This window comes from Kribbella sp. C-35, assembly GCF_046549195.1.
Classification (GTDB): Bacteria; Actinomycetota; Actinomycetes; order Propionibacteriales; family Kribbellaceae; genus Kribbella.
Genome location: NZ_JAJPWG010000001.1, coordinates 846556 through 867971, shown reverse-complemented (window position 1 = coordinate 867971; position 21416 = coordinate 846556). Strand labels below are relative to the sequence as shown.

The window sequence follows — 21416 nt, the reverse complement described above, 5'->3', positions numbered from 1 at the left end:
TGTCTCCCAATCCCACGCCTACTGCGCGGCACTCGGCGGGCACCTCGCCGTGCTGGAGCGAAGGGCACGATGAAACCACATCGAACCCTCCGCTCCAGCACGCCGAGGCACTCCGCCGAGCACCTGCTCGCTACGGCGTGGAATTGGGAGACACACCCTAGGACCAGATTGCGCACTGGTCCGTGTGAGATTGTCCGGGTTTTGCTCATGGATGTTCGGACTGCCGGGTAACGCTGCATAATGGCGCTCCGTGGACCCCTGTGAAGTCGTGGTTGCCGTCGACCTCGGTGGAACCCGGATGAAGTGCGGCCTGGTCGCCGCCGACGGTGCCGTGCTGCACCGCGAGACCAGGCCGACGCCCCGGGCCGACGCACGAGACGGTGGCCGTGCCGTGCTCGACGCCCTGCTGGAGACCGTCGTCGAGCTCAGCCAGAAGGCGACCGCGGAGGGTCATCGCGTGCGCGCCATCGGTGTCGTCGTCCCCGGTGTCATCGACGCCGAACACGGCACGGTCGGCGCCGAGAACCTCGAATGGACCGGTACGCCGGTCCTCGCCGAGCTGAAAGCCGCGGTCGGCGACGGCGAGCCGATCGTGCTCGCCCACGACGTCCGTGCCGGCGGGTACGCCGAACTGCGGCACGGCGCGCTGGCCGGAACCACGAACTCGATGTTCCTCCCGCTCGGCACCGGGATCGCGGCGGCGATGATCGTCGACGGTTCCCTTGTCAGCGGCGACGGGTACGCCGGTGAGCTCGGCCACTCCAAGTTCATCCACGGCGATGCCGCCGAACTCTGCGCCTGCGGTCAGTGGGGCTGCCTCGAGACGGTCGCGTCCGCGGCAGCGCTCGCCAGGCGGTACGCCGCCCGCACCGGACGGACCGTCGACGGCGCCCGCGAGGTGATGGAACTGCTCGCGGCCGGGGACCCGGACGCCGCACAGGTCTGGCGCGACGCGTTGGCCGCGCTGGTCGACGCGCTGGTGCTCTACACGACCCTGGTCGCCCCGACCCGGATCGCGATCGGCGGCGGTCTGGTGGGCGCCGGCGAGACACTCCTGCAGCCGCTGCGCGAAGGTGTACACGCGCGACTGACGTTCCAGCGCGAACCTGAGATCGTGGCTGCGGTCCTCGGCGAGGAGGCCGGCATGCTCGGCGCCGCGCAGATGGCCTGGGACCGTGCAGACGAGGAGGAGCTGTGACCACGTACCGCGTGGGCCGGGTGGTGACGCCCGACGACGTACTGGAGAACGCCTGGATCCAGGTGGAGGGCGAGGACATCCGCGCGTTCGGGCGGCGCTCCGAGGGGATGCCGGCCGACGGCAAGCGGCCCGAGGACCTCGGTGACGTGACCGTCGTCCCGGGCTTCGTCGACATCCACACGCACGGCGGTGGCGGGTCGTCGTACTCGACCACCGATCCGGAGGAGGCGCGCAAGGTCGCGGCCTTCCACGGCAAGCACGGTACGACGACCACGCTGGCCAGCCTGGTGACGGCGCCGCTCGATGACCTGGTCGCGCAGACGGCGTGCCTGGCGGAGCTGATCGCAGACGGTGTCATCGCTGGCGTGCACCTCGAAGGACCGTTCCTGTCCGAGGCGCGATGTGGCGCGCACGAGCCGTCGCTGCTGCGGCCGCCGCTCAAGGACGATGTCGCGACGGTGCTGAGCGACGCGGTGAAGATGGTGACGATCGCGCCGGAGCTGGAGAACGGGCTGGACGCGATTCGCCAGGTCGTCGACGCCGGCGCGGTCGCAGCGCTCGGGCACACGGACGCGACGTACGAGCAGATGGTCGCGGGAGCCGACGCCGGTGCGACGGTGGCGACGCACCTGTTCAACGGGATGCGGCCGTTCCACCACCGCGATCCCGGTCCGGTCGGCGCGGCGATCAACGACGAGCGGTTGCTGCTCGAGGTGATCAACGACGGGCTGCACCTGGACCCGCAGGTGGTCCGGGTCGCCCTTGCGGCCGCGGGCGTGAACCGGATCGCGCTGATCACCGACGCGATGGAGGCCACCGGGATGCCGGAAGGCCGGTACAAGATCGGCGGACTCGAGGTCGACGTCAAGGACGGCCTGGTGACACTTGCCCACGGCACCCACTCGATCGCCGGCAGTACGTTGACCATGGATGTTGCCTACCGCAACGCGGTGCGGGCCGGGACGTCGCTGGTGGACGCGTCGCGGATGGCGTCGACGACCCCGGCCCAGGCCTTCGGCTGGTACGACGTGGGCTCGATCGAGACCGGCAAGCGGGCGGACCTGGTGCTGCTCGACGACGAGTACGCCGTCCAGAAGGTCATGCGGGCCGGGTCGTGGCTGGACTGATCGGAACCGTCACCCTCAACCTCGCGCTGGACGTCACGTACGAGGTCGAGGAGCTGCAGGTCGGCGGGAGCCATCGCGTCGACCGGATCCGGCGGCGCGCAGGCGGCAAGGGCGTGAACGTCGCGCGGGTGGCGGCGACGCTCGGGCATCAGGTGCTGGTGCTCGGATTCGTCGGCGGGGTCACCGGTGAGCTGGTCGCCGAGGAGCTGTTCGACGCCGGGCTGACCGCGCTGCTCACCCCGATCGTCGGCGAGACCCGCCGTACCGTTGCCATCGTCAACGATGTCGACGGGGACGCCACGATCTTCAACGAGGCCGGGCCGACGGTGACCGCGGACGAGTGGCGCGCGTTCGGCGACCGGATGCCCTGGGGACGGCTCGGAGTGCTCGCGTGCTCGGGCAGCCTGCCGCCGGGACTGCCGGCCGACGCGTACGCCGAGCTCGCGGTCCGCGCCCGGCACCACGACGTACTGACGGTGATCGATGCGGGCGGCGATGCGCTGAACGCCGCCGCGAGTGCTGGTGCCGTGGTGCGCGCGAACGCTGCCGAACTGCGTGCTGCCGTTGGTGACGTGGAGGTCGAGGAGGGCGCCTCGGAGCTGGTCGCGCTCGGTGCGACCGCGGCCGTGATCACCGACGGTCCTCGCGGAATGGTTGCCGCTAGCAAGAAGGGCGTCTGGCGGGCGTTGCCGGTCGAGACCGTACGCGGCAATCCGACTGGTGCGGGTGACGCGTGTACGGCGGTCGTCGCCGCGGCGGTCGCGGAGGCGCCGGAGCCGGACTGGTCCGTCGTACTCAAATCTGCTGTTGCCGCGTCGGCTGCTGCAGTGTTAACGCCTGTTGCCGGAGACATCGATCTGGCGGCCTATCGGCGTTGGCAGCCTCAAGTGACTGTGAATTAGGAGAACTCATGCCGTTGGTATCCGGTGCCGAGGTCGTGCTGGCTGCAGCCAAGGCCGGTCGTGGGGTCGGCGCGTTCAACGTGATCCAGCTGGAGCACGCGATCGCGCTGATCGCGGGCGCCGAGCAGGTCGGTGCGCCGGTGATCCTCCAGATCAGCGAGAACGCGGTGAAGTACCACGGCGCGCTCAAGCCGATCGGAGTCGCGACACTGGCTGCGGCGGCCGCCGCCACGGTGCCGGTCGTCGTACACCTGGACCACGCGATGGACCGGGAACTGGTCACCGAGGCCGTCTCGCTCGGGTTCACGTCGGTGATGTACGACGCGTCCAAGCTCGAGTACGCCGACAACGTCGCGGCAACCACCGAGGTGACGGCCTTCTGCCACGATCACGGTGTCTTCGTCGAGGCGGAGATCGGCGAGGTCGGCGGCAAGGACGGCGTCCACGCGCCCGGCGCCCGCACTCGTCCGGACGAGGCCGTCGCCTTCGCCGAAGCGACCGGTGTGGACGCGCTCGCGGTCGCGGTCGGTTCCTCGCATGCGATGACCGAGCGTACGGCGACGCTCGACTTCGACCTCATCACCCGCCTGCACGAAGCCGTCGCCGTACCGCTGGTCCTGCACGGCTCCTCCGGCGTCGCGGACCCCGACCTGACCCGCGCGGTCGAGGCCGGCATGACCAAGGTCAACATCGCCACCCACCTCAACAACGTCTTCACCGACAAGGTCCGCCAGGTCCTCGCCGAGAACTCGAAGCTGGTCGACACCCGCAAGTACCTCGGGCCGGCCCGAGACGCTGTCGCCGCCGAGGTCGCCCGCCTGCTCGCCGTCCTTAACGCGGTCTGATCACCGCTCCCAAGCGACATCCGAGTTCTCCTGATGCGTGGGCCTTGCGTCACCCGCGGGATGCGGCCAGCCAGTGGGATGTGTGCACGCTCGACAGGTAGAGCACCGGCGAGACGGTGTACGCACGGAGGTGTGCAGGCTCAGGTGCACTACCCGGAGACCTGACACCTCCTGTCGAGCTGCCGATCACACCACGCCCGGGGCCGCGCCTGGCGGGCCACATCCTGCAAGAGGGGATATCCCTTCTTGTCAGGGGTTCTCCCTTGGTATGCGAGGGGAGAACCCAACACGCGGACGGATATCCCCTCGTGTTGGGGGCGCCGGACATCCCCGCCGTTGGTGGACGCGGGCGTGTGTGTGGGCGGATCCGCCTGGGGTGGCGGGCGGTTGATCAGAGGGTCGCGCTGCCGCGGATCCAGTTGGCTCGGAGGTTGTCGCGGGCGCGTTGGACCTGTGCGCGGGCGGCCGGGTCGGGGACCTCGAAGTCGTCGATCAGGCGGGTCAGCGCGAGCTCCAGCGCCGCGACCAAGGCGTCCTCCTCGGTGAGGTCGGACTCGGCCACTCCCCGTAGACCGGCCGCGAGCGCGGTCAGGCCGTCCCGCTCCTGGTCGGTGAACCGCACCTGGATCTCGGTCCTGGTCTCCACGCGTCCTCCCTCGGTGGTTGGTACAGTCATCGTGCAGTGCAACAACCTCGTTGCACAAGAGTGAGGGGCCGCGGATGACGGTGGCGGTGGACGAGACGCTCCGGACGGCGACCATCGCCGTACTGGCCGAGCACGGCTGGACCGGCGTGACCCTGGAGCGGGTCGCGGAGAAGGTCGGGCGGTCCCGCGTCACGCTCTGGCGGCAGGGATTCACCGTCGAGATGCTGCTGAACTCGCTGCTCGACGCGCTAGCCGAGGACTACCGGGACTCGTTGTGGCCGGTGCTCGCGGGCACGGGGTCCGGCCGTGAAGGCCTGATCCGGACGCTGGAGGCGCTCTTCGACGTCATCGACCGGCATCTGCCGCTGATGCTGTCGTCGGATCTGGTCTTCCACCAGGAGCAGGCGCGCAACGGGCCGGTCTCGTTCCTGGACCCGTTCGAGCGGTTCCTCCGCGAGGGCGAGACGGACGGCACGCTGCACCCGCACGGCCGGGTCAGCGACGTCGCCGAGGTGCTGATGGTCTCGGCCGCCTTCACCTACGTGCACATGCGCGGCCGGCACCACTGGTCGCGGTCCCGGGCCCGGCGGCTCACCCTCGACCTGATCCTTCGCGGCGTGATCGAAGCTTGAAACATGTCTGTTGCATTTCTTGCAACGGGCATGTTTCACTGGGCGGCATCATCAGCTCCTGACCACTGGAGACCGCCATGACACTTCCGTACGCCGAACCGCTGGTCCGCCTCGAGCCGCAACCCCGGGTGATCCCCGAACCGCCCCGCGTCGGTGAGCCCGGCGGCGCGCATTGCGGTCTGTGCGACTGGCTCGCCGACTTCGAGAAGTCCGAACACGAACCGCCGCTCTGGTACGACGACGACTGGGCGCTGTGCCGCGCCACCGGGGTGACCATCCCGGGCGTGGTGTGGCTGGCCAGCCGCACTCACCACGACTCGTTCTCCGACCTGCCGGACAAGGTCGCGCAAAGCTACGGGCCGGTCGTCGCACGCATCGAGCGGGCGATCCTCGCGCTCGGCGACATCGCGCGGGTGCACGTCTACCGCTGGGGCGACGGCTCGGCCCACTTCCATGTGTGGTTCTACCCGCGTCCGCTGGGCATGCTGGAGGCGCGGCGTGAAATGCTGCCGCTGTGGGCAGACCTGATGCCCGAAGCCCCCAAGGAGGACGTCGCCGATGCCGAAGCCAAAATCGCAACGGCGATGGCGGCAGGCCACTGACATGACGGCGCCGCAGGCCGGGCTCGCGCGGCGGTTGGGGGTCGGGGATGCGGTCGTCATCGGGCTCGGCTCGATGGTCGGCGCCGGAGTGTTCGCCGTCTGGGCCCCGGCCGCGCATGCGGCTGGGTCCTGGCTGTTGGTGGGGCTGCTGGTAGCGGCGATTGTTGCCTACTGCAACGCGGCGTCGTCGGCGCAGTTGGCGGCCGTCTACCCGGTGTCGGGCGGCACCTACGTCTACGGGCGCGAGCGCCTGGGGGAGTGGTGGGGGTTCGCCGCCGGCTGGTGCTTCGTGATCGGCAAGACCGCGTCGTGTGCCGCGATGGCGCTGACCTTCGGTACCTACGTCACCGACATCAACTGGTTGCGACGACTGATCGCCCTCGCGGCGGTCGTCGCGTTGGCGGCCGTCAACTACCGCGGCGTGACGAGGACGGCGCGCCTCACCAGGATCCTCGTCACCTGCACCCTCGTCGTACTGGCCCTCGTCCTGATCGTCCTGTTCACAGGTGCCCCGCAGCATCACGAGACGACCAGCACCTCGCCGTACGGCGTCCTGCAGTCGGCGGGCCTGTTGTTCTTCGCGTTCGCCGGCTACGCGCGGATCGCCACCATGGGGGAGGAGGTCCGGGAGCCGGCGAAAACCATTCCGCGGGCGATCCTCGTGGCGCTGGTCATTGCCATCGGCATCTATCTTGCCGTCGCGCTGGCGCTGTTGCGGACCGGCGACCCCGCGTCGACCACGGCGCCCCTCGCGGCCGCGGTCGACGGGGTCGGTGCGGTCTGGGCGGTACCGATCGTCCGGATCGGCGCCGCGCTCGCCAGCCTCGGCGCCCTGCTCGCCCTGATCACCGGCATCGGCCGCACCACGCTCGCCATGGCCCGCAATCGCGACCTGCCTACCTGGCTGGCCGCCGTACATCCCCGCTACCAGGTCCCGCACCACGCCGAGCTCGCGCTCGCCGCGGTGGTCGGGATCCTCGTACTCACCACCGATCTGCGGGGCGTGATCGGCTTCTCGTCGTTCGGCGTCCTGCTGTACTACGCGATCGCGAACGCCTCCGCCTTCACCCAGCCGGCCGATCAGCGCCGCTGGCCGCGCGCCGTCAACGTGATCGGCCTGATCGGGTGCATCGTCCTCGCGGTCACCCTCCCGTGGACGTCGGCGATCGTCGCCGCGGCCATCCTCGCCGCAGCCCTGCTGGTACGGCGTTTCACGACAGGTCGCGCCGGATCCGCCAGAAGCTGAACCCGCTCAGCAGCAACGCCAGCAACACGAACAACCCGAATTCGCGCCACTGCAACGCCCAGAACTTGTCCGCCGCGAAGTACTTGATGTGCTGCCGGTAGCCTTCGTCCGCGAGCCGCTGGAAGCACGCGGTGGCCTTCGGTGACGGGACGCGCGGGGTGGCGTTGGGCGGTCCGGGCTCGCAGTCGATCATCCAGCTCGGCAGCGTGCTCACCTTGTTGCCGTTCTTGTCCACGGTCTGGTCGGACAGCTTCCAGGCCGCGACGGAACCGCTGGTCACCTCGATCGCCTTCACCTGTGGCGGTTGGGTGTCGCCGCTCAGCATGAAGCCACGCAGGTTGTCCAGGCTCACGGTGAGGTAGGACTCCGTCGGTGCCATCAGGTGCGGCCGGATCAACGTCGGCGTGAGAACCTGGATCAGGATCACTGCGGCCAGCGTGACCGCGAGTGCGACCAGGGTGCGACGAATGACGAGTCCGATCGCGACGCCCAGCGCGAACGCGAACGCGGCGTACCCGACCGGAACCAGGCCGCGGGCGCTGAAGACGGCCGGGAACATGCGGGGCAGATAGACGTTCGAGTCCTGCCCGGCATTGACGGCGTCGTCGATCGGGTCGGACCACCAGGTCACCGCGAGGCTCAGTACGCCGGTGATCGCGATGGCGGCCAGTCCGGTGAGGCCGAGCTTGGTGGCGAGCCAGCGCTGGCGGGAGACGCTCTGGCTCCACACCAGCCGGTGAGTACCGGTCTCGAGCTCGCGAGAGATCAGGGGTGCGCCCCAGAACGCTCCGATCACCGGCGGAACGGCGTACAGCAGGACCTGGCCGACGACGTACAGCAACGGGTTGAGTCGCTCGTAGCCGAGGCTCTGCAGGAACGTGTCGGTGAGTCGGTGGTAGCTGTCGAGCAGGCCGGGGCCGGTCACCGCCAGGAAGATCGCCGCCGCCAGGATCACCGACGCGACCACCAGGAACTGGACGCGGAACTGTCGCCAGGTCAGCCAGATCATCGCTGTACCTCCAGGACCGGGCGCTCGGGCTGGACGTCGCGGCCCATGTAGGCCAGTACCAGGTCCTCGAGCGTGAGTTGGGAGACCGTCCAGGCCGGATCCAGGATCGGCTTGTCGGTCCGGATCAGGTACGTCGACTGCCGGTCGGTGTGGCTCGCCGTCACGACATGCTGGTCGCGCGGCAGGTCCTTCTGGTCCCGGCGCGGACCGGTGATCCGGAAGTGCGTCGCCAGCAACGTGTCGATCTCGCCGCTGACCTGCACCCGCGACTCCACCAGCACGATCAGGTAGTCGCAGGCCCGCTCGACGTCGGAGACGAGGTGCGAGGACAGTACGACGCTCAACTCCTGCTCGGCGACCGCCTCCATCAGGTCCTGGAGGAACTCGCGCCGGGCCAGCGGATCGAGCGCCGCCACCGGCTCGTCCAGGATCAGCAGATCGGGTCGCTTGGCAAGCCCGAGCGTGAGCGCGAGCTGTGCGCGCTGACCACCGGACAGTCTGCCCGCACGCTGCTTCGGATCGAATCGAAGGTGCTGGAGTCGCTGCTGTGCAAGGGATTCGTCCCATGCCGGGTTGAGTCGGGCGCCGAGCCGCAGGTGATCGGCAACGCTCAACCGTGCGTACGTCGGGGTGTCCTGGGCGACGTACCCGACCTTGGCCTGCTGTGCCCCCGGCGGCCCTCCGAGCACCTCGACCGAACCAGCGCTCGGCGTCAGCATCCCGACCGCCAGATTCAGCAACGTACTTTTACCAGCCCCGTTGGGCCCCACGAGACCGACCACATGCCCAGCCGGCACTTCCAATTCACAATCGGTCAGCGCCCAGCGCCGCCCATACTTCTTCCCCAACCCATGGGCCTGCAGAACACTTGTCACGCTATGTCCTCCTGAGCGGCGGACCGAAAGGTGGTCAGGAACAACGCCTCGATGCTCTCGTCGTCGAGCCCGGCCTTGCGGGCCTTGGCCAGCCAGCGGCGGAGGTCCTGGCGGAGCGGGCCGTGGGCGGCGAGTGTGTTGTCGGTGAGGGTCCGGGTGACGAACGTGCCGCGCCCGGGCCGGGCCTGTACCAGGCCTTCGTGCTCGAGTTCGCGGTACGCCTTGAGCACGGTGTTCGGGTTGATCGCCAGCGCCGCCACCACGTCCTTCACGGTCGGCAGCTGGTCACCCTCCCGCAGCAGTCCGAGCCGCAACGCGTTCCGGACCTGCTGAACGATCTGCTGGTACGGCGAAACCCCCGACCGCCCGTCCAGATGGAACTCGATCATTCATAACCCCATTCATCTATGTAACTAGCACTATAGATGTACTCGGCATGCCGGAGTCAAGAGCCGCCTCGAATTGGGTGAGGCTTGCCTACATAGGTGAGAATGGTTGTCGTGAGCGAGCTGATCGATACCACCGAGATGTACCTGCGGACCGTCTACGAACTGGAAGAAGAGGGCATCCTGCCGCTGCGCGCGCGGATTGCCGAGCGGCTCCACCAGTCCGGTCCGACGGTCAGTCAGACGGTCGCCCGGATGGAACGCGACGGTCTGATCAAGGTGGAGGGCGACCGCCACCTGGAGCTCACCGACGTCGGCCGCAAGCAGGCGGTCCGCGTGATGCGTAAGCACCGCCTGGCCGAGCGCCTGCTGGTCGACGTGATCGGGCTCGAGTGGGAGGATGTGCACGCCGAGGCCTGCCGTTGGGAGCACGTGATGAGCGACGCGGTCGAGCTGCGGCTGCTCCAGCTCCTCGGCAACCCGACCGAGTCGCCGTACGGCAACCCGATTCCGGGCCTGGAGGAGCTGCAGAAGGACCACCAGGTCAGCGACATCGGGGACTTCCGGGTCGGTGTCGAGCCCCTGGACCAGGTCCTCGACGCGGCCACCGGGGAGAGCGTGCGAGTGCTGGTACGGCGGATCGCCGAGCCGGTGCAGACGGACGACTTCGCGATGGCGGTCCTGCGCCGGGCCGGGGCACTGCCCGGCCGTGAGGTCGACTCCACGCTGGACGCCGAGGGTGTCCTGGTCGGGAGTCGCGAAGCCGGCGGCGTCATCACCGACGAAACCGCAGGCCACATCTTCGTCAGCAGAGTCTGACAGTCAACAATGCGTTAACGCTGAGCACCCGGCGGGGCACGCCGGGTCGCCAGCCGGTAGGTTCGGGCCGCGATGTCTGAGAATGCGATCAACTGGCCGGAGTACCTGCGGGAGTTCCACACCGCGGCTCCAGGCAGTACCGAAGCCCTGTTGTCACGTGCGGTGGCCGGCGACCACACGCCGTACCGCTGGCTCGTCCGTGCTGTCTCGGGTGAGGCGCGCAGGGTGCTCGACCTGGCCTGCGGCAACGGGCCGGTGGCGCGGGAGCTGTACGGGCGGTGGGTCGTCGGGGTCGACAACAACGCGGCCCAGCTCGCCGGTGCGCCCGGTCCGAAGGTACGGGCGGACGCGCTGCACCTGCCGTTCGCGAACGAGGTCTTCGACGTCGTCACGTGCTCGATGGGCCTGATGGTCCTCCAGCCGCTGGCCGACGTCCTCGCGGAGGCGGCACGGGTACTGCGGCGGGGCGGTGTCCTGGCCGCGATCGTGCCCGCCGTACGGCCGCTGCGGCGCGGTGACATCCGCACGCTCAGCGGTCTGACGACGCGCCTGCGGTCGACGCCGCAGTTCCCGGCCGGTGGTGAGATCACCGAGCTGAAGGACCAGCTGAAGCACGCCGGGTTCGACGTGATGGAGAGCCAGCGCGAGCGGTACGTGTACATGATCCACAGCCGCGACGACGCGATGCGGCTGGTGAACGCGCTCTACCTCCCGGGTACGCCGGACGTCCGCCGGGACACCGCGGCGGCCTGGCTCGCGGACCGCGCCGAGTCCAAGGACGGGCTCGAGGTCGCGATCCCGATCCGCCGGATCACCGCGATGCGGACCAAGGTGGCACTGACCACGTCCTGATCCACGCCCACGAATCGGCACCGGCTCGGTACCGTGTGCGTGTGAGTGCGCTGCGCTGGATTGTCCGGACGCTCGACCGGGCGCTCGACGGTGAGACGGTCTACCGCGAGCTGCTGGCCGCCGAGCCGGTCGCGTACTGGCTCGACGGCAGCCTGACCGACCGCGCACCCCGTCGGGTTTCAATCCTCGGTACGACGACCGACGACGTCATCACCCGGGACGTGACCGACGCCGATGTCTTCACCGAACTGAACGAGCTGCTGGCCGCCCGAGCCGCGGAGCCGCCGCCCGAGCTGGACGGGCTGTTCTGCGGCGGGTACGTCGGGTACTTCGGCTACGAGTTGAAGGCGCTGACCGGGGGAGTGGCGGCGTACGAGGCCCCGACGCCGGACGCGCTGTGGATCTGGGCGAACCGGTTCGTCGTCATCGACCACGACCGGGACCTCACGTACCTGGTGGCTCTCGGCGACGGCGAGGACTGGTTGGGCAAGGCCGAGGAGGCCGCGTCGAACTGGTGGATGGGGAGCGTCGACGTACCGGCGATCGCCCGGCTGGATCTCGAGGCGCACCTGGAGCAGGACCGCGCGACGTACCTGGCCGGCATCGCGCGCGTCCTGGCCGAGCTCGAGGCCGGCGAGACGTACGAGGTCAACCTGACGAACCGGGTCCGGCTGCCGGCGGTCCAGGACCCGTTCGAGTTCTTCCGCTGGCAGCGGTCCGCGAACCCGGCGCCGTACGCCGCCTTTCTGCGGTACGGCGATCTCGCGGTGGCGAGCTCGTCGCCGGAGCGGTTCCTGACCGTGGACGCGGACGGCTGGGCCGAGTGCCGGCCGATCAAGGGGACCGCGCCGCGCGACCTCGACCCGGCGCAGGACCAGCTCGCGGCGAAGGCGCTGGCAGAGGACGACAAGACCCGCGCCGAGAACCTGATGATCGTCGACCTGATCCGCAACGACCTGGGCCGGGTCAGCGTGCCGGGGACCGTGAACGTGCCGCAGCTGATGCAGGTCGAGAGCTACCGCACCGTGCACCAACTGGTGACGACCGTCCGCGGCCGGCTGCGCGACGGCGTGACCGCGGTGGACGCCGTCCGGGCGTGCTTCCCACCGGGGTCGATGACGGGCGCGCCGAAGATCCGCACGATGGAGATCATCGACTCGTTGGAGTGGAGTGCGCGTGGGGTGTACTCCGGTGCGCTCGGCTACCTGACCGTGGACGGGCGGGCGGACCTGAGCGTGGTGATCCGGACGGCGGTGCTGACACCGGACGAGACGATGGTCGGGGCCGGGGGTGCGATCGTGCTCGACTCCGACCCGGTCGCGGAGTACGACGAAATGGTGCTGAAGGCAACGGCTGCCGTCGGCGGACGTCGACAGGGATTGGGTGGGGGAGAATGACAGAACTGTTGGTGGCGGATTCGTTTCTGGTTGCCAATGGCAAGGTTCGGGGACTGGAGCTGCACCGGGACCGGTTCGTCCGGTCCTGTGCCGCGGCCGGGGTGGCGGCGGAGCGGTTCTGGGACGAGCAGATCGGGCGGTTGCCGGGGTTCGGACGGTGGTTCCCGCGGTTCGAGCTGTTGGCGCCGGGAGAGCTGGCGGTGCAGCTGCGGCCGGCGCCGCCGATCGGTGGCCGGGTGCGGGTCGCCGTACACGACGGACCGGATCCGCGGACGGCACCGCGGGTGAAGGGGCCGGATCTTGAGCTGCTCGGCAAGCTGAAGGAGTCCGCGGCCGACCGCGCCGACGAGATCCTGCTGCTGGACACCGACGGGACGGTTCTCGAGGCGGCGTACTCGGCCGTCGCGTGGTGGGAGGACGACACCCTCTGCTTCCCGGAGCCCGACCGCCCGCTGCTCCCTTCGGTCACCGCCCAACTGCTCCGCCGGATCGCCGCCAACCAGGGCGTCGAGGTTGCCGAGCACTCGATCAGTCCCGACACCCTGCAGAACACCACCGAGGCCTGGCTCGTCAACGCACTGCACGGCATCCGCCCCATCCACGCCTGGGGCCCCTCCGCCATCGACCCCCTCCCCAACTCCCACGCCACCCTCTGGCAGTCCCACCTCGAGTCCCTGGCCACTCGCCTCCCCTGATTCCCTTCACCAGAGCTCTGCGCGGAGCCGTCTTGTAAATGTGATATCACTTTGCTACCTTGGAGCTATTCGAGAGGAGCTTGTGATGGTGGATGTCGCGGTGGATATGCCGGCGCCGAAGGTGACCGAGCGCGTGGGGCGGGAGCTGAACGGGTGGCCGATGGCGGCGCTGGCGTTCGTGCTGGCGGTCGTCGGTGTTCTGTTGTTCGTGCTCGGCGCCGCGAACGGCAACGGCGTATTGATCACGCTGGGGATCCTGGTGTTCCTGGCCGCGCTGATCGTCGCGGGCGGACTGACCGCGGTCTCGCCGGGGCGGGCCCGGGTGCTGCAGATTCTCGGGCGGTACGCCGGGACGATCCGGACGGACGGTCTGCGCTGGGTGAATCCGATCTCCACGCGGCGTCAGGTCTCGACCCGGATCCGCAACCACGAGACAGCCGTTGCCAAGGTCAACGATGCCGACGGCAACCCGATCGAGATCGCCGCGGTCGTCGTGTGGCAGGTCGAGGACACCGCGCAGGCGATGTTCGAGGTGGACGACTTCGTCGAGTTCGTGGCGATCCAGACCGAGACCGCCGTCCGGCACATCGCCAACAGCTACCCGTACGACGTCCACACCGAGGATGGTGGGATGTCGCTGCGGGACAGCACCGACGAGATCACCGAGACGCTGTCGGCGGAGATCGGCGCCCGCGTGCACGCGGCCGGTGTCCGGGTGATCGAGTCCCGGATCACGCATCTCGCGTACGCGCCGGAGATCGCCCAGGCGATGCTGCGTCGCCAGCAGGCCGGTGCAGTAGTCGCGGCCCGGCAGCGGATCGTCGAAGGTGCGGTCGGCATGGTCGAGCTGGCGCTGGACCGGCTGTCGGAGCACGAGGTGGTCGAGCTCGACGAGGAGCGTAAGGCGACGATGGTCAGCAACCTGCTCGTGGTGCTGTGCGGCGATCGCGACGCGCAACCGGTGGTCAACGCCGGCTCGCTCTACCAGTGAGGCCGCGGTGCCTGTCGAACGGAAGAAGATCCTGCTCCGGCTGGATCCCGCGGTGCACGACGCGCTCGCCCGCTGGGCGGCCGACGACTTGCGCAGCACGAACGCCCAGATCGAGTTCCTGCTCCGCCGTGCCCTGGCCGACGCCGGTCGCCTCCCGACCGGTGTGACGAAACAACGTCGCCCGGGCCGCCCGTCCAAGGAGGACAACGATGAGTAGAGCTGTGGTGACGCCGCTGCGGCGGCCGGAACGCTCGACGTCGGCCAGGCGGCCGGCCAGGCCCCGAAAGACAGTTGCGCTCGGCAACGCGACTGCCCCGGACTCCTTGGCTGCAAGGGTTTTTCTGCTGGCCTACGATCCCGAGCGCGGGCGGCTGACGGCGCGGTCGAAGCTGGGGAAGGTGCTGCGGGCGGCGGTGCTCGTCGATCTGCAGCTGAACGGGTACATCGAAGACGACGGCGGGCGGGCGCGGGTCACGACGCCGGGATCGCGCTCGGCCGCGCCGGTGGATCCGGTGGTTGCAGCGGTGCTCGAGGAGTTGCGGGCGGTGGGGCCGCGGCGGTGGCGGCACTGGATCGATCGGCGGGCGGGCGTGACTGTCCGTCAGGTGCGCGATGAGCTCGCCCGCGCACACCTGATCAAGGTCGAGCCGTATCGCGTCCTCGGCATCTTCCCGGCAGCCCGCATCACGCTGCGCCACCCTCTGGTACGCCGCCACATCCTCCAGAGCGCCCGCGACACCCTGCGACCGTCCCGGCTCGTCTCGCGAGTCGACCTCCGCGACGCCGCCGTCGTCGTACTCGCGTCCACGGCCGATCTGCGCACCGTCGTCACGAAGGAGCAGCGGGCCCGGCACAAAGATCGCCTCGCCCAGCTCGCGGTCCGCGTCGGTCCCGTCGTACCGGCCCTGAAGAAGTCGCTCCAGCAGTCGCAGGCTTCAGCGGGAGGTTGACCCGAGGGTGGTGCTATGGTTCGTTACTCAGGTAATGAACCGAGGAAGGGGGTGGGATGGTGTTCGACGACCGGAGTCCGATCTACCTGCAGATCGCCGAGCAGATCAAGAACGACATCGTGACCGGCGCGCTGGCCGAGGACGAGCAGGTGATGTCGACCAACCAGTACGCCGCCTTCTACCGGATCAACCCGGCCACCGCGGCCAAGGGGTTCGCCCAGCTGGTCGACGACGGCGTCCTCTACAAGAAACGCGGGATCGGCATGTTCGTCGCGCCGAACGCCCGCGACCTGCTCCGCACCGGCCGCCGCGACTCGTTCTTCGCCGACGTCGTCGACCCGATGATCCGCGAAGCCAAGGCAATCGGCATCCCCCTCAAAGACATCCAGCAGCACATCCGCAGCTATGGAGAATCCTGATGACCGCCGCCCTGACTGTCAGGACCGAGGATCTCTCGGTCCGGTTCGCCGGTGTGCCTGCGCTGGACCGGCTCGATCTGCGGCTCGCGCCGGGGAAGATCCATGGGCTGCTCGGCCGGAACGGGTCCGGCAAGAGCACGCTCGCGGCGACCCTGGCCGGTTTCCGGCGGCCTGACGAGGGACGGGTGCTGATCGAGGGCGGCGACCTCGGTGCGGCGCAGGAGCCGTACGAGAACGCGGTCGTGACGAGCCGGGTGTGCCTGATCCGCGAGTCCGGTGACCGTCCGGACGCCGTAGCCGTCAAGCACGCGGTCGGGCTGTCCGCGGCGCTGCGCCCGTACTGGGACGACGATCTCGCCGGCGACCTCCTGGACCGCTTCGAGGTCCCGCTGAACAAGAAGATCCAGAAGCTCTCCCGCGGTAAGAAGTCCGCGCTCGGCGTCGTTCTCGGCCTCGCCAGCCGCGCTCCGCTGACGATCTTCGACGAGAGCTACCTGGGCATGGACGTCCCGTCCCGGAACCTCTTCTACGACATGCTGCTCGCCGACTACGCCGAGGTGCCGCGCACGATCGTGCTGTCCACCCATCTGGTCAGCGAGGTGAGCGCGATGCTCGAGGAGGTCGTGATCCTCGACCAGGGCCGCCTCGTCACCCAGTCGCCGGTGGACGCGCTCCGCGGTCGCGGCGCCTCGATCGTCGGCCCGGCCGCGGCCGTCGACGAGTTCACCGCCGGCTTCACCGTGCTCGCGGAGGAACGGCTCGGCGGCACGAAGTCGACCACGGTCCTCGGCGACCTCGACCCGGCGCTGCTCGCCCAGGCGACGGCCGCCGGCCTCGAGATCGGCCCGGTCGGCCTGCAAGATCTCTTCGTCCATCTCACGGGGGTCAAGTCATGAGTACGGCGGTCCAGACCACCAGGGCGTTGCCGCGTGGGGTCACCGACTGGCATCGGCTCAAGCACGTGCTGCGGGCGTTGGCGGTCGGCCTGCGACCGATGCTGCTCGGCTACTGGGCGGTGATGGTCTTCGCGTTGTTCCTCATCGGTGTCCTCTTCCAGCTCCTGTCCAACGGCGTCACCACCAGCGCGTGGGACTACGGAACCCAGTCGCCGAAGTACTTCTCGATGGCGCTCGGTATCACCGTCACCCCGGCGTACTTCGCGCTGCTGATCTCCCAGGGCATCACCCGCCGGATGTTTTCGGTTGCCGCAGGCATCTATCTCGCGGCCGCCGCGGCGGCCACCTCGCTCGTGTGGGTGGTGGTCTACCAGGTTGAACACGCGCTGTACGCGTGGCAGGACTGGCCCGACAAACTGACCAACCCGCACCTGTTCACCGGTACGTCGCAGGTCGGGCTGGTGTTCGCCGAATTCTTCCTGATGATCGTCGCCCACGAGGTGACGGGCTGGCTGCTCGGCATCACGTTCGTCCGGTTCGGATTCTGGCGCGGCATCCTGCTGCTGCCGCTCGCCCTCGTACCCGCGGCGGCGGCCGAGTTCCTGCTCGTCGCGCAGTGGCTCGCGGACGTGCTGAACAACATCGGTTACCACCGGCCGCCACTCGCCGTCGCCGTACCCTCCGTCCTCGTGGTCAGCATGCTCGGCGTGTACGGCGGGTATCGGCTCCTGCACCCGATGGCAGTGAAACCACCCAAGGGCTAAGGGGGTTATGCACAGGGGGTGTGTATAACCCGGGCGGTTTCTGTGGATGGCTGCGGTATCACTGTGGACGACCGAAACTGTTGCCAGGAAAGGGTTGTGCCGGGCCCGTCGACAGCGGTAGAAAGGTCGACACGCTGCTTCGATCGGAGTGGCGGGTCGAACGGAAACCGAGGGCCCTCGCGGTGGGGATCCCCACCGAGGTAGACCGGTGACGGGGTCTGCCGGCCTCCACGGACCCGTATCGGGAAGCTGGAGACGTCACCTTCCTTCAGCTGTGCGGGCCCCTCCGACTCATACTCGGAGGGGCCCGCCTTCTGTTACCTACCAAGACTGCGCGGTACCGGATTCCGGGCATGACGAAGCCGGCCGGTGCGCAGATCGGTTGCGCACCGGCCGGGGGTTGTTCAATCACTTGAGAGTGATCGTCAGTGTCGTGTGCGCACCGCCCGCCGGCACCTGGACCTCCGTCCCGCGGCTCGTGGTCACGACCTTGTACTGCGCTGCGTGACCGTCGACCGTCACGCTCTGCACCTTCGCGCCGGTCGGCAGTACGGCGCCGACCGTGAGCGCCGCACCGACGCCCCTCGCGGTCACCTCGGTCGACAACGCCTTACCTGTAAGGCGTGCCGACACGTCGACCGCACCGCGACCGACCCGGATGTTGCTACCGGCCACCTTCTGCTGGCCTTCCGGAAGTTGCGGTACGACGGCGATCCGGCCGTGACCCAGATCGGGATCGACGCCGAGCTGCTGGTGGACCACCGGCCAAAGGATGCCGTACGCGCCCCACGCCTGCAGCGCCATCGAACGGTCGTAGAACGGCCGGCCGATGTTCGCCGGCGAGTCCGGCGACGGAGCGATCTCCGGCATCGCGCCGGGGGTCTCCCAGACCGACGGGTCGAGCTGGATCCGGGCATTGGCGGTGGTGTACACCTGCTGCTGTTTGGTTCCCAGCCGCCCGAAGTTGCCCTCTGCAACGGCCATGATCGACGTGTTCAGGCCGAACATGGCGCGCTCGCTCTGGACCGTCGACACGACCGAGTCACACGCGTCGCCGCGGTTGCCGCCGTCGGCAGACGTCGGGCCGGTGCCGGTGTGGTAGAGACCGAATTCGCCTGTGTAGCAAGAGGTTTCGCGTTGGTCGAGCGCGGTCTTCGCGTGCTCGGCCGACGCCAGTGGCGACGTCTGACCCGGACGGGTCAGCACAGCTTCCATCGGCGTGACACCGATCCAGTGCCGCTGGAAGATCGGGGTGTTGTCGTTCGCCGGGTTGGCCGGGTCGTCGACCGAGTCGGCGTACCCCTTCGCCGCCGGCACCCACCACTGCGCCTCGAACTTGGACTCGAGGTCGTCGGCGCGGCCGGTCGCCCATTGCTGCACCTTCGTGTCGTGCTTGGACGCGGCGAGGTCGGCCAGGTCCCGCAGACCGCGGGCGAGGTACACGGTGCTGTCGAGTTTCTCGACGCCCATGCCCGCGCGTTCGACGTTCGCCAGGCCCTCGGGCCAGCCGTCGTTGTCCTTGTCGAGGGTCTTGTAGATGTACTGCAGGTTGCGGACGCTGAAGTCGTACATCTCGTCGCGGAACTTGTTGTCACCGGTCCACCGCCACAGCAGCGCGACCGTACTCGGGAACTTCACCGTCTCGTCGGTGTTGCCGGCGCTCTGGTTCGAGCCGAAGTACACGTCGCCGGTCGGCGTCACCTCGTGCGCGACCTTGCCGCTGCGGTTGTTCAGAAGGTCACTGACGTCGCGGAGCGCTCGCAGATGTTCCTTCACGGTGTCGAACTGCCCGGCAGCGACGGCAGCGAACGCTGTGTACTCGCCGTCGGTCGCGAACAGCCACGGATAGTCCGGGAAGCCCGCGCCGAACCAACGGGCGGTCGGCACCGACCCGACCGGCGCTGGGTAGTCCTTGCCTTCGTTCACGTCCCGGATCTGCAGGTTGCGCGCCTCCTGGACCGAATCGGCGAGGTTCTGCTTGCTCCACTCGACACTCTGCTGCAGTAGACGGTCACCAGGAAGGTCCACTGCGGACTGCGCGTCGATCTGCTGCCGCGCGGAGGTCTTTGCCCGCAGCAACTTGTCCGGGTTGCTCAGGGCCTTGCCGTACTCGCGTTCCGCGGCCCGGCTGCCCTGGTCCGATCCGGCCACGGCGAACCAGATCGTCTTCTGCTGACCAGCCGCCAGCGGTACGTCGTACGTGAGCCGGCCGCCGGTGCCCTTCCCGACGAGCGAGTCGTCACACCGCGCAGGCGTCGTACCGTCCGCCGGGCACGTCACCGCCGGGCTCTGCGGTCCGCGGTGGTCCGCGCCGAGCTGGTGGCTCGTCGGACGCAGGGACGATCCGACGAACGCGGCGTAGTCGTGCGCGGTCGCGTTCGGGTACGACGGGGTGCCCTGCTCGCGGAAGCGGAGCGCGCCGCCGCTGAAGTCGCCGGTGTCGGGCAGGTTCGCGTCCGCGGCGCTCGGGGTGGTCCAGCCCCACGGGTACGACTGCATCAGTTCCGAGTGCGCGTCGACGTCGAGCTTCACCGTCTTCGCCGTACTCGAGCTGAGCGTGAGTCCGACGAGCGTCGCGCGGATGCCGTCGGGGACGAAGTCGGTACGGCGTACGTTCACGGAACCGGAGTAGTCGATCCGGCTGTAGCCGTGGCCGCTGGTGTACTTCGCGGCGGGAACCTGCTTACCGAGCCAGTTCCCGTCGAGGCCGAACCAGATGCCGTCGAGGAGCTTGATCGGCTGCGACCAGAAGCCGCCCATCTCACCGCGGATGTGCCACCCGGCGGCGGGGTAGAGACCGGACTCGTCGCCCATCGCGTAGGCGCGGTCGCCGACGACGAGCGAACGACGGTCGGTCAGGCGGGTGGTCTCGGAGAGTTCGGACGGTGTCGTCGCCCGGGCTGCTGCAGGTGCGGTGGTGCCGGAAGAGCCGGCGGTGGCCGACGCGTTGCCGGCCAGCACGACGGCGGTCGCCAGCAGGGCGACGCCGGCGATCTTCCGCACCGGTTTCCGGCGGGGCGGGGCTGCACCACGTCGGCTACTTCGGTTGGTCGGATAGGGAGTCATGGCGGTTCCTCCTTCTCGCGGCGCCCGGGGAGAAGCGCCGAAAATCAGCCAGGGGCCGAGCTGCCCCTGATCACCAGTTCTGGCCGCAACAGGCGTTCGACCGGGCTCCCGTTGCTGGAGCCGGTCAGGATCGTGATCAGCTCTTCGGCGATCTGGTCCATCGGTTGCCGGAGGCTGGTCAGGCCGGGGGAGACGACCTCCGCGAGCGGCGAGTCGTCGAAGCCGGTGACGCCGACGTCGTGGCCGGGGGTGAGGCCGCGGCGGGTCAGCTCGCGGAGCGCGCCGAGCGCGAGAATGTCGCTCAGGGCAACGATCCCGTCGACGGTCCGGCCGGCGTCGAGCAGCCGACCGGTCGCGCGGGCGCCTTCCTCGATGCTGTCCTCGCGGCACCGGACGGTCAGCCCGGTGGTCGGCAGACCGAGGTCCTTGCACTCGTCGCGCCAGCCGCCGACCCGGTCCTCGCCCAGCCCGGACGATTTCGGCCAGCCCAGGAAGGCGATCCGGCGACGGCCGCTCTCGTACAGGTGCCGGACCGCCATCGCGGAGCCGGCCGCGCCGTCGACGTCCACCCACGGGCCGGGTTGCGTGGTCTCCTTCCACACCCGGCCGAAGCTGACGAACGGGATGTCCTGTTCCTTCAGCCAGCCGTGCCGCGGGTCGTGCGTCTCGGTCTGCGACAGAACGAATCCGTCGACCATCCGGCGGGCGTGCAGGTCGTCGTACGTCGGCATACCGTCGACGCCGCCCGGTGCGGTGAAGAGCAGGATGTGCCGGCCGGTGCGTTCCGCGGCGGCGCAGAGGGCGTGCAGGAACTGGTCCATCACCAGGTGCGTCTGGTTCGGCCAGCTCGGGACGCAGTACCCGATCAACTCGACCGCGCTGGTGCGGAGACTGCGGGCGTTACGATTGGGCCGGTAGTTGAGCAGCTCGATGGAGCGGTTCACCCGTTCGAGCGTGTCCGCGCGCAGGCGGTGCGGGGCGTTCAACGCGTTCGACACGGTCTGTACAGAGACCTCGGCGTGGGCGGCGACCTGCTTCAAAGTAGCCACAGCGACCTCCCACGGACGTTTTGAACGTTAAAAACATCCGCAGTCTCTCC

Annotated in this window: 23 protein-coding genes; 17 read left to right on the top strand and 6 right to left on the bottom strand. The window is 69.1% G+C overall.

Annotated features, from left to right (window positions below):
* The first annotated feature begins 250 nt into the window (after positions 1–250).
* From ACLJOO_RS04505 to ACLJOO_RS04490, 4 genes are read left to right on the top strand one after another with little or no spacing between them, the layout of a single operon-like run.
* Positions 251–1198 (top strand): ROK family protein, encoded by a 948-nt coding sequence (locus tag ACLJOO_RS04505; protein WP_410785533.1) that lies wholly within the window; start codon positions 251–253, stop codon positions 1196–1198.
* Entirely contained in the window at positions 1195–2325 is a 1131-nt protein-coding gene (gene nagA, locus ACLJOO_RS04500; RefSeq protein ID WP_410785532.1) for an N-acetylglucosamine-6-phosphate deacetylase, read from the top strand. The genes ACLJOO_RS04505 and nagA overlap by 4 nt, the downstream gene beginning before the upstream one ends.
* Positions 2313–3227 carry a 1-phosphofructokinase family hexose kinase gene (locus ACLJOO_RS04495; RefSeq protein ID WP_410785531.1) on the top strand — a complete coding sequence of 305 codons (915 nt, stop codon included), beginning with the start codon at positions 2313–2315 and terminating at the stop codon, positions 3225–3227. The genes nagA and ACLJOO_RS04495 overlap by 13 nt, the downstream gene beginning before the upstream one ends.
* A gap of 8 nt (positions 3228–3235) precedes the next feature.
* Entirely contained in the window at positions 3236–4072 is an 837-nt protein-coding gene (locus ACLJOO_RS04490; RefSeq protein WP_410785530.1) for a class II fructose-bisphosphate aldolase, read from the top strand.
* A gap of 391 nt (positions 4073–4463) precedes the next feature.
* On the opposite strand, the gene ACLJOO_RS04485 is transcribed toward ACLJOO_RS04490, so the two are convergent.
* Complete coding sequence (locus ACLJOO_RS04485; protein WP_327637632.1) at positions 4464–4718, bottom strand: hypothetical protein; 255 nt, start codon at positions 4716–4718, stop codon at positions 4464–4466.
* A 74-nt stretch (positions 4719–4792) separates the two neighbouring features.
* On the opposite strand from ACLJOO_RS04485, the gene ACLJOO_RS04480 reads away from it, so the two are divergent.
* From ACLJOO_RS04480 to ACLJOO_RS04470, 3 genes are all read left to right on the top strand, one after another.
* Entirely contained in the window at positions 4793–5350 is a 558-nt protein-coding gene (locus ACLJOO_RS04480) for a TetR/AcrR family transcriptional regulator (protein WP_410785529.1), read from the top strand.
* Positions 5351–5427: 77 nt separating this feature from the next.
* Positions 5428–5952 carry a hypothetical protein gene (locus ACLJOO_RS04475; RefSeq protein ID WP_410785528.1) on the top strand — a complete coding sequence of 175 codons (525 nt, stop codon included), beginning with the start codon at positions 5428–5430 and terminating at the stop codon, positions 5950–5952.
* Positions 5909–7198 (top strand): APC family permease, encoded by a 1290-nt coding sequence (locus ACLJOO_RS04470; RefSeq protein WP_410785527.1) that lies wholly within the window; start codon positions 5909–5911, stop codon positions 7196–7198. Before ACLJOO_RS04475 ends, ACLJOO_RS04470 begins: the two co-directional genes overlap by 44 nt.
* Here the strand turns inward: ACLJOO_RS04470 and ACLJOO_RS04465 are convergent.
* From ACLJOO_RS04465 to ACLJOO_RS04455, 3 genes are read right to left on the bottom strand one after another with little or no spacing between them, the layout of a single operon-like run.
* Positions 7164–8207: an ABC transporter permease gene (locus tag ACLJOO_RS04465; RefSeq protein ID WP_410785526.1), complete on the bottom strand. Its 1044-nt coding sequence runs from the start codon at positions 8205–8207 to the stop codon at positions 7164–7166. The genes ACLJOO_RS04470 and ACLJOO_RS04465 overlap by 35 nt on opposite strands.
* Positions 8204–9082 carry an ABC transporter ATP-binding protein gene (locus tag ACLJOO_RS04460; protein ID WP_410785525.1) on the bottom strand — a complete coding sequence of 293 codons (879 nt, stop codon included), beginning with the start codon at positions 9080–9082 and terminating at the stop codon, positions 8204–8206. Before ACLJOO_RS04460 ends, ACLJOO_RS04465 begins: the two co-directional genes overlap by 4 nt.
* The gene (locus ACLJOO_RS04455; protein WP_165549724.1) at positions 9079–9471 is read right to left on the bottom strand and encodes a GntR family transcriptional regulator; all 393 of its coding nucleotides are present in this window, start codon (positions 9469–9471) and stop codon (positions 9079–9081) included. Before ACLJOO_RS04455 ends, ACLJOO_RS04460 begins: the two co-directional genes overlap by 4 nt.
* A gap of 111 nt (positions 9472–9582) precedes the next feature.
* On the opposite strand from ACLJOO_RS04455, the gene ACLJOO_RS04450 reads away from it, so the two are divergent.
* The 10 genes from ACLJOO_RS04450 to ACLJOO_RS04405 all read left to right on the top strand — a co-directional run bounded on the left by ACLJOO_RS04450 (position 9583) and on the right by ACLJOO_RS04405 (position 17251).
* Positions 9583–10287 carry a metal-dependent transcriptional regulator gene (locus ACLJOO_RS04450; RefSeq protein WP_241998293.1) on the top strand — a complete coding sequence of 235 codons (705 nt, stop codon included), beginning with the start codon at positions 9583–9585 and terminating at the stop codon, positions 10285–10287.
* A 72-nt stretch (positions 10288–10359) separates the two neighbouring features.
* The gene (locus ACLJOO_RS04445; RefSeq protein ID WP_131334952.1) at positions 10360–11139 is read left to right on the top strand and encodes a class I SAM-dependent methyltransferase; all 780 of its coding nucleotides are present in this window, start codon (positions 10360–10362) and stop codon (positions 11137–11139) included.
* Positions 11140–11180: 41 nt separating this feature from the next.
* Entirely contained in the window at positions 11181–12536 is a 1356-nt protein-coding gene (pabB, locus tag ACLJOO_RS04440) for an aminodeoxychorismate synthase component I (protein ID WP_410785524.1), read from the top strand.
* On the top strand, positions 12533–13231 hold the full coding sequence (locus ACLJOO_RS04435; protein ID WP_410785523.1) for an aminotransferase class IV: 699 nt from the start codon (positions 12533–12535) through the stop codon (positions 13229–13231). The genes pabB and ACLJOO_RS04435 overlap by 4 nt, the downstream gene beginning before the upstream one ends.
* Positions 13232–13316: 85 nt before the next feature.
* A complete protein-coding gene (locus ACLJOO_RS04430; RefSeq protein ID WP_410785522.1) occupies positions 13317–14222 on the top strand; it encodes an SPFH domain-containing protein in 906 nt (301 codons plus the stop codon).
* A gap of 7 nt (positions 14223–14229) precedes the next feature.
* A complete protein-coding gene (locus ACLJOO_RS04425; protein ID WP_410785521.1) occupies positions 14230–14439 on the top strand; it encodes a hypothetical protein in 210 nt (69 codons plus the stop codon).
* Positions 14432–15172, top strand: coding sequence for a GOLPH3/VPS74 family protein (locus ACLJOO_RS04420; protein ID WP_410785520.1), 741 nt, complete (start codon positions 14432–14434; stop codon positions 15170–15172). Before ACLJOO_RS04425 ends, ACLJOO_RS04420 begins: the two co-directional genes overlap by 8 nt.
* Before the next feature lie 56 nt (positions 15173–15228).
* A complete protein-coding gene (locus ACLJOO_RS04415; RefSeq protein ID WP_410785519.1) occupies positions 15229–15591 on the top strand; it encodes a GntR family transcriptional regulator in 363 nt (120 codons plus the stop codon).
* A complete protein-coding gene (locus ACLJOO_RS04410; protein ID WP_410785518.1) occupies positions 15591–16487 on the top strand; it encodes an ATP-binding cassette domain-containing protein in 897 nt (298 codons plus the stop codon). Before ACLJOO_RS04415 ends, ACLJOO_RS04410 begins: the two co-directional genes overlap by 1 nt.
* Entirely contained in the window at positions 16484–17251 is a 768-nt protein-coding gene (locus ACLJOO_RS04405) for a hypothetical protein (RefSeq protein ID WP_410785517.1), read from the top strand. Before ACLJOO_RS04410 ends, ACLJOO_RS04405 begins: the two co-directional genes overlap by 4 nt.
* A gap of 408 nt (positions 17252–17659) precedes the next feature.
* Here ACLJOO_RS04405 and ACLJOO_RS04400 read toward each other — a convergent pair whose 3' ends face one another.
* Both ACLJOO_RS04400 and ACLJOO_RS04395 read right to left on the bottom strand, forming a co-directional pair.
* Positions 17660–20317, bottom strand: a complete 2658-nt coding sequence (locus ACLJOO_RS04400; RefSeq protein WP_410785516.1) for a glycogen debranching protein — start codon at positions 20315–20317, stop codon at positions 17660–17662.
* Positions 20318–20361: 44 nt separating this feature from the next.
* On the bottom strand, positions 20362–21366 hold the full coding sequence (locus tag ACLJOO_RS04395) for a LacI family DNA-binding transcriptional regulator (RefSeq protein ID WP_410785515.1): 1005 nt from the start codon (positions 21364–21366) through the stop codon (positions 20362–20364).
* Positions 21367–21416 lie beyond the last annotated feature (50 nt).